Source organism: Benzoatithermus flavus, assembly GCF_037908215.1.
In the GTDB taxonomy this organism is placed as follows: Bacteria; Pseudomonadota; Alphaproteobacteria; order Geminicoccales; family Geminicoccaceae; genus Benzoatithermus; species Benzoatithermus flavus.
On record NZ_JBBLZC010000014.1, the window covers coordinates 121,980 to 135,430 of the forward strand.

The window sequence follows — 13,451 nt, forward strand, 5'->3', positions numbered from 1 at the left end:
CCCGCCCGTGCGCCCGGACCTCCTCCACGTCGTCACCTGCATCTCGAACCCCGTCCGCTACCAGAGCCGCTGGCGCCTCTACGAGCGCTTCAAGCAGGAGATGGCGCGGGCGGGGGTGCATCTGGTCACGGTCGAGCTCGCCTACGGCGAGCGGCCGTTCGTCGTCACCTCTGCCGGCAACCCCGACCACGTGCAGGTCAGAAGCCGCTCCGAGCTGTGGTCGAAAGAGAACCTGCTCAACATCGGCGCAGCACACCTGCCGCCGGACTGGCGCTATCTCGCCTGGATCGACGCCGACGTGCAGTTCCACAACCCCGACTGGGCGGCCGAGACGGTCGAGCGGCTGCAGCTCTTCTCCGTCGTGCAGCTCTTCAGCCATGCGCACGATCTCGACCCCGAGCATCAGGTGCTGGAGGGCAAGCAGCCGAAGACCGGGTTCATGTACGCCTACTGGGAAGGGCTCCCCTCCTCGCGGCGCTACGACGACGGTAACTGGCATCCCGGCTATGCCTGGGCCTGCCGGCGCGACGCCTACGTGGCGCTGGGCGGGCTCATGGATTTCTGCGTCCTGGGCTCGGCCGACCGGCACATGGCGATGGCGCTGGTCGGCAAGGCCGGGCTCTCGCTCGACGAGCGGCTGAGTCCGGCCTACAGGAAACATATCCTCGCCTGGCAGGAGCGCGCCGAGCGTCACTTGCGCCGCAACGTCCATTACGTGCCGGGCCTCCTCACCCACTGGTGGCACGGCAAGAAGCGCGACCGGCGCTACGTCGAGCGCTGGGAGGTGCTGCGACGCTGGCAGTTCGACCCCGATCTCGATCTCAGGCGCGACTGGTCGCAGCACGGCCTGCTCGAGCTCACCGACCGCTGCCCGGGGCTGCGCGACGACATCCGCCGTTATTTACGCGCCCGCAACGAGGACAGCATCGACGTGGATTGAGCGCCGACCTAACCCGGCCAATCGCGTTCGGCGACCATCAATGGTCGCCAGACACCATCAACGGGTGCCGATGCTCGGCGTTCAGTCCGCGCGCACCCCGAGTTCGTCCAGATGGCGCATGAGCATCGCCGGGTCGTCGTAGACCCGGTACGCCCCGGCGCGCTCGAGCTCCTCGGTGCCATAGCCGCCCGAGAGGAGGCCGATGCCGAGCACGCGCGCCCGGCGGGCGGCCAGCATGTCCCACACGCTGTCGCCGATGACGAACACGTCGGCCGCGGGCACGCCCAGCCGCTCGACCGCCGCGAGGAACAGATCGGGATCGGGCTTGGCGTGCTCGACGAGATCGCGCGTCACGACCGGAACCGTCTCCGGAATCGCCAGGGTCTCGAGCGTCGTGCGCGCGGTCCGCAGCCGCCCGCTCGTGGCGATCGCCCAGGGGCAGCCGATCGCGGAGAGATGGCGGAGCAGATCGACGGCACCCGGCAGCGGGCGGATGTCGCCGGCGAGCTCCTTGTAGGCGGCGGCATGGGCGTCCTGTAGCCGTCGCAGCAGGCCCTCGTCGAGGTCGCGGCCGGTCTCGCGCAGAAGTGCCCGCGTGAACAGGCCGCCGCTCATGCCGATGCGGCGGTGGATGCGCCAGATCGAGAGCTCGATCCCCTCCTCGAGCAGCGCCCGGTGCCAAGCCAGCACGTGCTGGTAGACGCTGTCGACCAGGGTGCCGTCGAGGTCGAACACGAGCGCGGTCCTGTGGCGCGCCATGGCTGCTTCCCCTTCCCTGCCGCACGAAAGACGAGCGGCCTCGTCGGGTTCCCCCGGACGAGACCGCACCATACCTGTTGCCGGGCCTTCGAGCCTACTCGGTCTTGGGCTTGGCCGGCCGCTTGTCGATCACCTCGTCGATGATCCCGAACTCCTTGGCCTGCTCGGCGCTCATGAAGGTGTCGCGCTCCATTCGCGCCTCGACCTCGGCCAGGCTCTGGCCGGTGTGCTTGACGTAGATCTCGTTGAGCCGACGCTTCATGGTCAGGATCTCGCGGGCATGGATCTCGATGTCCGTGGCCTGGCCCTGAAAGCCGCCCGAGGGCTGGTGCGTCATGATCCGGGCGTGTGGCAAGGCGAAGCGCTTGCCGGGAGCACCCGCGCAGAGCAGGAGCGAGCCCATCGACGCGGCCTGGCCGATACAGATCGTCGCCACGTCGGGGCGGATATACTGCATCGTGTCGTAGATCGCGAGCCCGGCGGTGACGAGGCCGCCCGGGCTGTTGATGTAGAGGCTGATGTCCTTGTCGGGGTTTTCGGCTTCGAGGAACAGGAGCTGGGCGGTGACGAGGCTCGCGACGTGGTCGTCGACCGGCCCCATCAGGAAGATGATGCGCTCCTTCAACATCCGGGAATAGATGTCGTAGGCGCGCTCGCCGCGGGCGGTCTGCTCGACCACCATCGGCACGAGCTGGCTGTACGTGGTCATGGTCGACCTCGCTCGGGTTTCAAGGGAGACCGGTGCCTTGGCCGGCCTCACGCCGTGGCATTCCCGGAAGCGGCGGCCGCCTCGCCATCGGCGGCGGGCTGCTGCGCCTCTTCCTCGTCCGGATCCTTCATCAGCTCTTCGACTGGGACCGTCTTCTCGCTCACCTGGGCGCGGGAGAAGATGAAGTCGCAGACCTTGTCCTCGAAGATGGGCGCTCTGAGCTGGTCGAGCGCGTTGGGATTGCTCTGGAAGAACTCCAGCACCTTGCGCTCCTGGCCGGGGAAGCGCATGGCCTCGCGCACCGCGGCCTGGCGCAGCTCCTCGCCCTCGACCTTGATCTCGTTCCTGGTGCCGATGTCGGAGAGGATGAGGCCGAGCCGCACCCGCCGCTCGGCGATCTTTCGATATTCCTCCTTGAGCTCGTCCTCGCTCTTGCCAGCCTCCTCGAAGCCGGCACCCGTGCGCTCCATCTCGTCCTTGAGCTGCTTCCAGATCGCCTCGAACTCGAGATCGACCATCCCGGTCGGGACCTCGAACGGGTACTTCTCGGCGAGCTGGTCGAGGAGCTCGCGCTTCAGCCTGGCGCGGCTGACGCTCTGATACTCCTCGTTGAAGCGCTTCTCGAAGGTCTCCTTGAGCTCGGCCAGGCTCTCGAAGCCCAGCTCCTTGGCCCAGTCGTCGTTGATCTCGACCGCGACCGGTGCCTTCACCTCCTTCACCGTGACGGTGAAGACGGCCTCCTTCCCGGCCACGTCCTTGTTGCCGTAGTCCTCGGGGAAGGTGATCTTGACCGCGCGAGTCTCGCCCGGCGTGGCACCCACGAGCTGCTCCTCGAAGCCCGGCACCATGGCCTTGGCACCGAGCCGGAGCGGGAAGTCCTTGGCGGCACCGCCCGGGAAGAGCTCGCCGTCGATCCGGCCCTCGAAATCGATGACGAGCTGATCGCCGTCCTGCGCGGGGCGCGGCTCGGCCAGCGGCTCGAACTTCTGCCGCGCCCTGGCGAAGTTCTGGATCGCCTCCTCGATCTTCTCGGGCTGCGGCTCGGCCACGAGCTTGGTCAGCGCGATCGCGTCGAGATCGACCTGCGGTACCTCGGGCAGCACCTCGAGCTTCATCGCGAACTCGAGATCCTTGCCCTCGTCGAACGAGGTCACCTCGATCTTGGGCCGCAGCGCCGGGCGGAGCTGATTGTCGCCGATGGTCTTGCGCGAGCCCTCGTCGACCGCCTCCTCGAGCACCTCACCCAGGATCGAGCGGCCGTACTGCTTCTTCAAGAGAGGCAGCGGCGCCTTGCCGGGCCGGAAGCCGGGCAGGCGGATCGTCTTCGCCAACTTCTCGAGCCGGCTCTGCACACGGCTCTCGATCTCGCTCGCCGGAACCGTGACCTTGTATTCCCGCTTCAGCCCCTCGGCCGCAATCTGGGTAACCTGCATCGCTTTCGCCTTCATGGCGCTGCGCCCTGCCCCGAGCGAAGCACCCGTTCCATTAATAACCTGCCGCTGGCTTGGTGCGGGCGGCGAGACTCGAACTCGCACAGCTCACGCCACAGGAACCTAAATCCTGCGTGTCTACCAGTTCCACCACGCCCGCGCACGACACCCGTCCCGAAGCCGGGGCTCCGGGACCGTGGCTGTGGCCTATAGCACAAAGGAGCAGAAGGCCAACAGGGGCCTGAGGTGGCCGAGAGGCAGACTCCTGGCCCTAGCTCGCCAGGCCGGCCTCGCGCAGGTTCCCGAGCAGGTGATCGAGATCGGCCGGATCGCGGAACGGGTTGCGCTGCCGGACCTGGGCGAGCGTCAGGCCCGGCTCCTGCGCCAAGGCGCGGCTCAAGGTGGCCCGCGCGTCCTCCAGCCGCCCGAGCGCGGCGTAGCTCGCCACGGCCACGAGCAGGCCCTCGTCGCGCGCCCTGTCAGCTTCCGCGATGGCCTCCCCGTACTCCCGATGCTCGAAGTAGGCCAGGGCGAGAATCCCATGCGGCCACGGCATCGCATTCCCGGAAGCGGATCTTGTCCTGCTCCGGCACGTCCCGCTCGCGCTCGGCGATGCCGGCCTGCAGCGCGACGGCGCAGGCCACCGCCTCGACGGCACTCGGGAACTCGACCAGGGCGCCGTCGCCCATCAGCTTGACCACGCGCCCTTGGTGGGCCGCGACCAGGGGTTCCAGGAACGCCTGGCGATGCGCCCTGAGGCGGGCGAGCGTTCCCGCCTCGTCCCGCTCCATCAGGCGCGAGTAGCCGACCACGTCGGCAGCGAGGATCGCCGCGAGGCGCCGCTGCACGGCAGAGGCTCGCATCGCCACCTCCTCCATGGAAGCGAGCGACGATGTTACCTTTCCCTGCACGGAAAGGCCAAGCCCGTCGTGTCCGTGCTCCGAGAGCCGATCCGGCTCAGCGGATACCGAGCAGCGACAGGACGGCGAGGATCACCACGACCACGCCGATGAGATAGAAGATGCCGTACACGGGCGGGGACTCCCCGGCTGGCCGTGGCAACACTCACTCGGCCACGGCGACGTGATCCGCGACGTAGGCGCCACGCTGGCCCATGGGCCGCGCCGGCCCGGTGGTCGTGTCCTGCTTGGTCTGCAGCTCGAGCTCGGCGTTGAGCTCGGCCCCCAGCATCACGACGAAGGCCGAGATGTAGAACCACATCAGGACGATCACGACAGCGCCCAGCGAGCCGTAGGTGACGTCGTAGGAGGCGAAATGCCCGACATAGAAGGAGAACAGAAGCGAGGCCAGGAGCCAGAGCACCCCGGCCAGGATCGAGCCCGGCGTGATCCAGTGCCAGCGCGCCTCGTGGCGATCAGGGCCGAAGCGGTAGAGCACCGAGAGGCCCACGACGACACAGCCGATCAGGAGAAGGAAGGAGAGGAGCCGGACAGCGATCCCGGCCGCAGGCCCCAGATTCTCGAGCCGGAGCGCCGCCGGCACGCCGACGATCACGGAGAGCGCCACCGACACGCCGACGATGCCGCAGAGCGTCATGGCGATGGCGACGAGGTTGAGACGAAGGAAGCTCCGCTTCTCCTCTTCCTCGTAGGCGATGTTGAGCGCGTTGATCAGCGCCTTGGTGCCGGCGGTAGCACTCCACAGGGCGAACAGGAAGCCGATCGCGACCCCCCAGCTCAGCGTCGTGCTACCCTTGGCGGCGAGATCGTGGACCCGCTGCGCCACGAGATCGTAGGCTGCCGCGGGCAGGATGTCGCGCACGGCCTGGAGCTGCCCCTCGACCGAGGACGGATCGAGGACGAGGCCATAAAGCGAGATCAGGACCGAGATCGCCGGGAAGAGTGCGAGCATGGCATAGAAGGCGCAGCTCGCCGCCATCATCGACATCCGGTCCGACGTGGTCTCACGCCATACCCGCTTCAGCACCTGCCACCAGCCCTTGGCCGGGATCTCGGCCGGCATCGTGGCATGATGGCCCAGCGTGGTGTCGATCAGCTCCGCACGGACCTCGGGCCGGGCGAGATCGCCCGGCCCGGCCACGTCCTCGCGGTCCTGATCAGGTGCCGGCGCGTCGGTCGCCATGCTCGCCTGCCCCGCCGGTGGTGCCAGAGGTCATGGCAGTGGTGTCGCCATCCGTGCGGTCGCGCTGCTGCTGGTCGCTCGCTTCCGGCGACAGCTCGCGCTCGAGCGCCTCGCGTCCGGCCGTCACCGTCTCCTCGACCACGGTGCGTACCCGGCCGGCGGCATCCGCCACCTGCTGCCGCGCCCCGGCGACCACGCCCGAGGGGCTCATGTCGGCGAGCCCTTCGCGGCGGGCGGCGTCGTGAGCCGTATCCAGCATGGCCTCGGCAGCGCGCATGACGCCCTGTCCGGCTTGGCCCGCCATCTCGCGTGCCTGCTCCTTGAAATCCTGGCGGATGCTGCCCAGCATCTCGCGCTCGTAGCGGGTCGGTGGTATCAGCATGCCGAGGATGGCGCCCACCGTGACGCCGAGGACGCCCATGAGCAGCGGCTGGTCCTGGAGATAGTCGGCCGTCCGGCTGCCGACGTCCCGCGCCCGCCAAGCGGCGTAGCTGGCGCTGTCGCGCACGCCGTAGGCCGCGGACTGGCCGTAGCCGTAGAGGCTGCGCAGGCCAGCCTTGCCGCGATCGGCCGTGTCGCCGGCGCGGCTCGACATGCTGCTGGCCGTGCTCGTGACTCTCTCCGCCATGTCGCTGGCCATGTCGCCCGCACGCTGCGCTGCCTGGCGGAAACGGTCCGCGGCGGCCGAGAGCGCGGTCTCCACCCGGTCGACAAACGCCGAGAGGCTCTCGCTCGCCTGGCGGGTCACGCCGAGCACGGAGGCCTTCGCCGCATAGACCCGCTCGCGGTAGCTCTCCTCGCTCTCGCCCGTGCGCCGTTCCACCCTGGAGCCGGCATCGCGCGCCTTCGTGGCCAGATCCTCGTAGGCCGCGGCCTCGTAGGGCATCGGCTGGTGCGGCACGGTGGCGCCGTAGGAGGAGCCGGCATAGGCGCGCGGGCCGTAGGCGGGCGTCTCGCGCCCGACATAGCCCCGGCTGCGCTCGTCGCGGTCGTAAGGCTCGGCGCCGCGGCTCGAGTCGTAGGAGCCGCCACTCCGCTCGCGCGCGCTCGACACGGCGAGCCAGGCGAGGCCGACCCCGATCAGCGCCACCGGCATGGGATGGTCGCGGACGGTGCGGGCGAGATTGCGGCCGAATTCCGCTCCCCCGCCTTCTCTGAACCAGGCGAAGGCCTCGTCGACCATCTGGCCGGGCGAGAGCTTCTGCTGCAGGGCATCGATCGTGGCGTCGAGCCGGGATCGCGTATGCTCGAGGTCCCGCTCGATGCGGTTGGTATCGGACGAGCCTTCCATCACGACGCCTGCTCCTTCACGAGGTTGATGTCCTTGCGCACGTTGGCGGCGGTCCGCTCGGGAGCCAGCCGCGTCGCCGAGAGCTCCTTCTGGCCCTTGCGCACGAGCACGAAGCCGATGATCGCGACGACACCACCCACGATGAGGGCGGCGAGCCAGCGCGGCATGCCGGCCTCGGTGAGGCCGTAGACCAGGGCATCCAGGAGCACGATCAAGGCTGCGAACGCGATCAGAGCACCCGCCACCATCGCCACCACGGCGGTGATGGTCTGATGCAGCTTCTCCTGCGCCTCGGTCCGCGCCAAGGTCAGCTCCTGGCGGATCAGCGCGGTCACGTCGTTGGCGAGATCCCGCAGGAGCTCACCGACCGACCGGTTCTCCTGGAGTTGCGCCATCAGACGTTGCTCCCCCTCACGGTGGGAGCATCCGAGGACCGGCCGCCCGTGTCGTTCTTCCCGGCGCCGGCGCTGTCGGTCGTCATGGGGCCGCTGCCGACGCCGCTCGTGCCACCGGTGGACGCGCCGCCGGTCGAGATGCCGAAGCCGCCTGCCGACGGCGAGCCGGTCCGGCCCGGCATGCCGGACTGGCTCGTGCTCGGCGTCTGGGCATGGCCGGTCGCGGTCCCGCCCGTAGCGGTCGTGGCAGCACCGCTCGTGGTCTGGCCGTAGCTCGACCCGTAGCGCTGGCCTTCCGAGCCATAGGCGTGGGACGAGGTCCCCGAGGCATGATCGCCGCCATAGCCGCGGTAACCACCACGGCCGGCTCCGGCGTAGCCGCCGCCACTGCTGCGAGCGACCCGGGTCAGGGCGAAGCCCAAGGCCACGCACGCACCCATGAACAGGGCCGGCTGGCGGTGGGCGAAGCTCTCGAGCGAGCCCACGAGGCTCTGCACGTTGCGGCGCCTCAGATCGTCGGCGAAGCTGTCGATCTCCTGTGCTCCACGGTCGACCAGATTGGCGAGCCAGGCCTCGCGCTCGCGCAGATCCTTGGCCGTGCCGTGGAGACGATCGGCGACGGCCGCGATACGGTCGGCCATGCTGTTCTTCTGCGCTTCCGCCTGGGCAGTGACCCGCTCCTTGACAGAGCCTGCGAGATTCGCCGCCTCGTCCTTGACCGTGCCGCCGGCCCGCCGGGCTTCCGCCATGACGTCGCTCGCGGCGCCCTTCGCCTGCTCCTTGATGGTCCGAGCCTCCTCGCGCGCCTCCTCGGTCTGGGATTGCGTGGCCCGTACTACAGGGTCCGAAGCGGAGCTGGCCGCTCCGGTCTGCCCGTGCTCATGTTGGGTCATCGACAGCACCCCCTTTACCCGTGTCGGCGAAGGAACGGACCGGCTTCGGCGAGGTTCCGCGCTTTCGGCGATGGGTTCCGATGCACCGGCACCATCACGACGCTAGCGGCAAGAGAATGGTCGATTCCTGCTCCACAAGGAGCACACTCCGTCATTTCAAGGTCTTGCGCACGAAATATTGCTTCCCAGATCACACCCGGGATCGGTAGAATGCCGCGTTCTGGGTTCTGCCGGGAAGTCTGCTCGCACGAGGGACTGAAGAAGGAGCCGATTATGGATTTCGAAAAATACACGGACCGCGCGAAGGGTTTTCTGCAGTCGGCGCAAGGATTGGCGCTGCGCGAAGGTCATCAGCGCTTCCTGCCCGAGCACGTCTTGAAGGTGCTCTTGGACGATAGCGAGGGTATGGCCGCCAACCTGATCCAGGCGGCCGGCGGCAATCCCAAGGCGGCGCAGAAAGCGGTCGAGGACCTCCTGAAGAAGCAACCCAAGGTCGAGGGCAGCGGGGCCGGCCAGCTCTACATGGCGCCCGAGACCGCGCGCCTGTTCGACAGCGCCCAGGCAATCGCGAAGAAGGCGGGCGACACCTTCGTCACGGTCGAGCAGCTCCTGCTCGCGATCGCGATGAGCGAGACCGATGCCGGCCGGGCGCTGAAGAGCGCCGGTATCACGCCGCAGGCGCTCAACGCCGCGATCAACCAGATGCGCAAGGGCCGTACCGCACAGACCGCCAGCGCCGAGGAAGGCTACGACGCGCTCAAGAAGTACACGCGCGATCTCACCGAGGAGGCGCGCACGGGCAAGCTCGATCCGGTCATCGGCCGCGACGAGGAGATCCGGCGCGTCATCCAGGTGCTCTCGCGGCGCACCAAGAACAACCCGGTCCTGATCGGCGAGCCCGGCGTGGGCAAGACCGCCATCGTGGAGGGTCTGGCCCAGCGCATCGTGAACGGCGACGTGCCGGAATCCTTGCGCGACCGGCGGCTTCTGGCTCTCGATCTCGGCGCTCTCGTGGCCGGCGCCAAGTACCGCGGCGAGTTCGAGGAACGGCTGAAGGCGCTCTTGCAGGAGGTCCAGCACGGCGAAGGCGACATCATCCTCTTCATCGACGAGCTGCACACGCTCGTGGGTGCCGGCAAGGCCGAAGGAGCGATGGACGCCTCCAACATGCTGAAGCCGGCCTTGGCGAGAGGCGAGCTGCACTGCATCGGCGCCACGACGCTCGACGAGTACAGGAAGCACATCGAGAAGGACGCGGCCCTCGCCCGGCGCTTCCAGCCCGTGTTCGTGGGCCAGCCCACGGTCGAGGACACGATCTCGATCCTGCGCGGCCTCAAGGAGCGCTACGAGGTGCACCACAAGGTGAAGATCACCGACAGCGCCATCGTCGCGGCCGCCACGCTCTCCAACCGCTACATCACCGACCGCTTCCTGCCCGACAAGGCGATCGATCTCATCGACGAGGCGGCGGCGCGAAAGCGCATGGCGATCGACAGCAAGCCCGAGGAGATCGACGAGCTCGACCGGCGCATCATGCAGCTCCGGATCGAGGAGAGCGCGCTCAGGCGCGAGACCGATCAGGCCTCGAGGGACCGGCTCGAGAAGCTCAGAAAGGAGCTCGCCGAGCTCGAGCAGCGCTCGAACGAGCTGACCGCGCAGTGGCAGGCCGAGAAGTCGAAGCTCGCTTCCACCACCCGGCTCAAGGAGGAGCTGGAGCGGCTCCGGCACGAGCTCGCCATGGCGCAGCGGCGCGGCGACTTCGAGCAGGCGGGCCGGATCGCCTACGGCGAGCTGCCGCGGGTGCAGAAGGCGCTGCAAGAGGCCGAGGCGCAGCAGGCGCAGCACATGGTGCACGAGGAGGTGACCGACCAGGACATCGCCCACGTCGTCTCGCGCTGGACCGGCATCCCGGTGGACAAGATGCTGGAGGGTGAGCGCGACAAGCTGCTCCGCATGGAGGACATGCTGAGGACACGGGTCGTCGGCCAGGAAGATGCGCTCAAGGCGGTGGCGAACGCGGTGCGCCGGGCGCGTGCGGGCCTGCAGGACCCGAACCGGCCGATCGGCAGCTTCCTCTTCCTCGGCCCCACCGGTGTCGGCAAGACCGAGCTCTGCAAGGCGATAGCAAGCTTCCTGTTCGACGACGATCAGGCCATGGTCCGGATCGACATGTCGGAGTTCATGGAGAAGCACTCGGTGGCCCGGCTGATCGGCGCTCCTCCGGGCTATGTCGGCTACGAGGAGGGTGGTGTCCTCACCGAGGCGGTGCGGCGGCGACCCTACCAGGTGATCCTGTTCGACGAGGTCGAGAAGGCGCACCCGGACGTGTTCAACGTCCTGCTCCAGGTCCTCGACGACGGCAGGCTCACGGACGGCCAGGGCCGCACGGTAGACTTCCGGAACACCATCATCGTGCTGACCTCGAACCTCGGCGCGGAGTATCTGGCCGCACTCCCTGACGGGGCGCCGGCCTCGGCCGCGCGCGAGCAGGTGATGGCGGTGGTCAGAAGCGCCTTCCGGCCCGAGTTCCTGAACCGGCTGGACGAGATCATCCTGTTCAACCGGCTGAGCCGGGCACAGATGAAGGACATCGTCCAGATCCAGCTCGGGCGGCTGCGGCAGCTTCTGGCCGACCGGCGGATGAAGCTCGAGATCAGCGACGCGGCCATCGACTGGCTCGCCAACGCCGGCTACGATCCGGTCTACGGCGCCAGGCCCCTGAAGCGGGTGATCCAGCGCTCGCTGCAGGACCCGCTGGCCCTCATGCTGCTCGAGGGGCGGCTGGCCGAGGGCGAGACCGTCCGGGTCGACGCCGGCGACGGCGGCCTGATCATCCAGGGCACCCCGATCGCCGTCGCGGCCTGAGTCCCGCCCGGAAACGCGGCGGCGAGGTCCTTCGGACCTCGCCGCTTTTTCCATCCTGCTCCTCGGGGATCGGATTCAATCCATGCGCTGCGCTATCATCTGCTCGCTGTCGGGCCGGCGCCGCAGCTTGTCGATCTCGGCGCGAAGGGCGAGGAACCGCTTCAGCTCCGCCCCCTGGAGCCGATCGGTGAGCGCCACCTTCACGCTCAAGGGGTTCACCTGCTCGCCGTTCACGAGCAGCTCGTAATGCAGGTGCGGCCCGGTGGAGAGCCCGGTCGTGCCGACATAGCCGATCACCTCGCCCTGCCGGACGTGCTTGCCGCGCCGCAAGCCGGGGGCGAAGCGGCTCATGTGGGCGTAGGCCGTGCTGTATTCGCGGCTGTGCCTGATCCGCACGTACTTGCCGTAGCCGCTGCTGCGGCCGGCGAACTCGATCTCGCCGTCGCCGGCGGCGAGAATCGGCGTTCCGGGCGGGGCAGCGAAGTCGATCCCTTTGTGCATGCGGGTATAGCCCAGCACGGGATGACGCCGCATGCCGAAGGTGGAGGTGAGCCGCGCGCCGTCGATCGGCGTCTTCAGGAGCCATTTGCGCAAGGCCCGGCCGTCGCGGTCGAAGAAGCTCGTCCGGCCGTCGCTCGTGGTGTAGCGATAGGCCTCGATCCGCCGTTCCTGCGTGTCGAGCCCGACGAAGAGCAGGTCGCCGGCGGCGGCCATCTCGCCCTTCTCGTTGACCCGGCGCTCGAACACGCTCTCGAAGCGGTCGCCGGGATGCACGTCGCGCTGGAAGTCGACGTCCCAGCTCAGGAGCTTGATCATCTGGCCCATGATCGCGGCCGGCAGCCCGGCGTCGCGGGCAGCTTCGTAGACGCTGTCGGCGATCGCGGCGCGCACGCGGACCATCTCGCGCTGCAGCGGCCGCTCGACGCTTCTGGCCGCGAAGCTGCCGTCCTCCTCCCGCACGAGGTGGACCTCCTTGGCCGCATCCACCGGCAGGACGAGGCGGGCGAGGCGCTGACCCTCGCCCGGCTCGACCTCGAGCGCCAGGCGCTGCCCGATCCGCAACCGCCGCAGGTTCGTGACCTTGCGCAGGCTCGAGACCGCATCCTGGGCCTCGACGCTCTCGATCCCGGCGCGGGTCAGGATGTCGAGCAGCGTGTCGCCGCGCTGCACCTCCACCTCCGCCCGGGCTGGCGCAGCCATCTCGGCCGCGGCCGGCTGGTCCACGGGCTTCGCGCGCGGAATCGCCGCCGGCGGCAGATCGCGCGGCGCCACGGCCCGCGGCGTCGGCGGCAGGGTGGCCGCCTCAGCGGCCGGAACGACGGCGGCGACCGGATCCGCCCTCCCCGAGAGGACGTGTTCGGCCCTGAGCGTCAGCTCGAGCACGCCGTTCTCCGGCAGGTGCACCTTGCCCGTCCCGACCGTCGCGATCGTCACCCCTCCTACTCCGAAGCCCACCCCGAACGCGGTCGCGCCCAAGAGCAGGAAATTGCGCCCAAAGCGGGAAGAGGCCGTGGCTGACGTCCGCAAAGCAGCACCCGTCGATCGTTGTTTCGGTGTTCCGGCGGCCCGGCATCCGGCGGTGAGCCGGGCCGCCGCGTACCATGCAAATCGAAGAACGCTGCGTCAAACTGTTCCTTGCGCGGATTGATGCAAAAATGAGCCTCTTTCCCATAACCTATTGAAAACGAAGGATTCGATTCGGTGACGGCCGCGAATCCGCCTTTCGCGGGCGTATCACCTCCGGATTTGTCCATTTGGATTCCCATCTCCCGTAGAGGTTGGACGCCGCTTTCCGCCCTTTCCTCGCCCTCCTTTGTGAGCTCGGGCTCGGGGCCTTGTCTGGGGGCGGTGTTTTTTGTCGGGCGAGTTTCACGAAAGGTCTTGCGCCGGGTGCCGGGGGTGGCTATATCCGCGTCCGTCGCCGCCGGGCCGGCCGGCTCGGCGGAGGGGATGGTTCGTCCCTGCGGACGCGCCCGATCGGGCGGTTGCTCTTTCTCATCGTTGGCAGGTTGTGTTGAGAGGGGATGTGCAGGCGGCGGTGGAGCCGTGGTGCGCATCTTCTGGTG

12 protein-coding genes and 1 tRNA gene are annotated in these 13,451 nt (G+C 68.6%); 2 read left to right on the forward strand and 11 right to left on the reverse strand.

The annotated features are described in order from the left end of the window. Positions 1-7 precede the first annotated feature (7 nt). On the forward strand, positions 8-940 hold the full coding sequence (locus U1T56_RS14940) for a hypothetical protein (protein WP_418160280.1): 933 nt from the start codon (positions 8-10) through the stop codon (positions 938-940). An 81-nt stretch (positions 941-1,021) separates the two neighbouring features. Here U1T56_RS14940 and U1T56_RS14945 read toward each other — a convergent pair whose 3' ends face one another. The 10 genes from U1T56_RS14945 to U1T56_RS14990 form a co-directional block, all read right to left on the reverse strand. Beyond that, positions 1,022-1,699: an HAD family hydrolase gene (locus tag U1T56_RS14945; RefSeq protein WP_418160281.1), complete on the reverse strand. Its 678-nt coding sequence runs from the start codon at positions 1,697-1,699 to the stop codon at positions 1,022-1,024. Between the two features lie 94 nt (positions 1,700-1,793). Beyond that, positions 1,794-2,408, reverse strand: a complete 615-nt coding sequence (gene clpP, locus U1T56_RS14950; protein WP_418160282.1) for an ATP-dependent Clp endopeptidase proteolytic subunit ClpP — start codon at positions 2,406-2,408, stop codon at positions 1,794-1,796. A gap of 47 nt (positions 2,409-2,455) precedes the next feature. Next, the gene (gene tig, locus U1T56_RS14955; RefSeq protein WP_418160283.1) at positions 2,456-3,841 is read right to left on the reverse strand and encodes a trigger factor; all 1,386 of its coding nucleotides are present in this window, start codon (positions 3,839-3,841) and stop codon (positions 2,456-2,458) included. A gap of 72 nt (positions 3,842-3,913) precedes the next feature. After that, positions 3,914-3,998, reverse strand: a tRNA-Leu gene (locus U1T56_RS14960). A 111-nt stretch (positions 3,999-4,109) separates the two neighbouring features. Further along, positions 4,110-4,394 (reverse strand): hypothetical protein, encoded by a 285-nt coding sequence (locus tag U1T56_RS14965; protein WP_418160284.1) that lies wholly within the window; start codon positions 4,392-4,394, stop codon positions 4,110-4,112. Then, on the reverse strand, positions 4,318-4,701 hold the full coding sequence (locus U1T56_RS14970; RefSeq protein WP_418160285.1) for a hypothetical protein: 384 nt from the start codon (positions 4,699-4,701) through the stop codon (positions 4,318-4,320). The genes U1T56_RS14965 and U1T56_RS14970 overlap by 77 nt, the downstream gene beginning before the upstream one ends. Before the next feature lie 202 nt (positions 4,702-4,903). Next, the gene (locus tag U1T56_RS14975) at positions 4,904-5,941 is read right to left on the reverse strand and encodes a YihY/virulence factor BrkB family protein (protein WP_418160286.1); all 1,038 of its coding nucleotides are present in this window, start codon (positions 5,939-5,941) and stop codon (positions 4,904-4,906) included. Next, a complete protein-coding gene (locus U1T56_RS14980) occupies positions 5,916-7,232 on the reverse strand; it encodes a DUF3618 domain-containing protein (protein ID WP_418160295.1) in 1,317 nt (438 codons plus the stop codon). The genes U1T56_RS14975 and U1T56_RS14980 overlap by 26 nt, the downstream gene beginning before the upstream one ends. Then, positions 7,232-7,627 carry a phage holin family protein gene (locus tag U1T56_RS14985; protein ID WP_418160287.1) on the reverse strand — a complete coding sequence of 132 codons (396 nt, stop codon included), beginning with the start codon at positions 7,625-7,627 and terminating at the stop codon, positions 7,232-7,234. Before U1T56_RS14985 ends, U1T56_RS14980 begins: the two co-directional genes overlap by 1 nt. Then, positions 7,627-8,520, reverse strand: coding sequence for a hypothetical protein (locus tag U1T56_RS14990; RefSeq protein WP_418160288.1), 894 nt, complete (start codon positions 8,518-8,520; stop codon positions 7,627-7,629). Before U1T56_RS14990 ends, U1T56_RS14985 begins: the two co-directional genes overlap by 1 nt. A gap of 273 nt (positions 8,521-8,793) precedes the next feature. Here U1T56_RS14990 and clpB point away from each other — a divergent pair, with 273 nt between their 5' ends. Beyond that, complete coding sequence (gene clpB / locus U1T56_RS14995; RefSeq protein ID WP_418160289.1) at positions 8,794-11,385, forward strand: ATP-dependent chaperone ClpB; 2,592 nt, start codon at positions 8,794-8,796, stop codon at positions 11,383-11,385. 75 nt (positions 11,386-11,460) lie between these two features. Here the strand turns inward: clpB and U1T56_RS15000 are convergent, their stop codons facing one another. Then, positions 11,461-12,819 carry a M23 family metallopeptidase gene (locus tag U1T56_RS15000; RefSeq protein WP_418160290.1) on the reverse strand — a complete coding sequence of 453 codons (1,359 nt, stop codon included), beginning with the start codon at positions 12,817-12,819 and terminating at the stop codon, positions 11,461-11,463. Between the last annotated feature and the right edge of the window lie 632 nt (positions 12,820-13,451).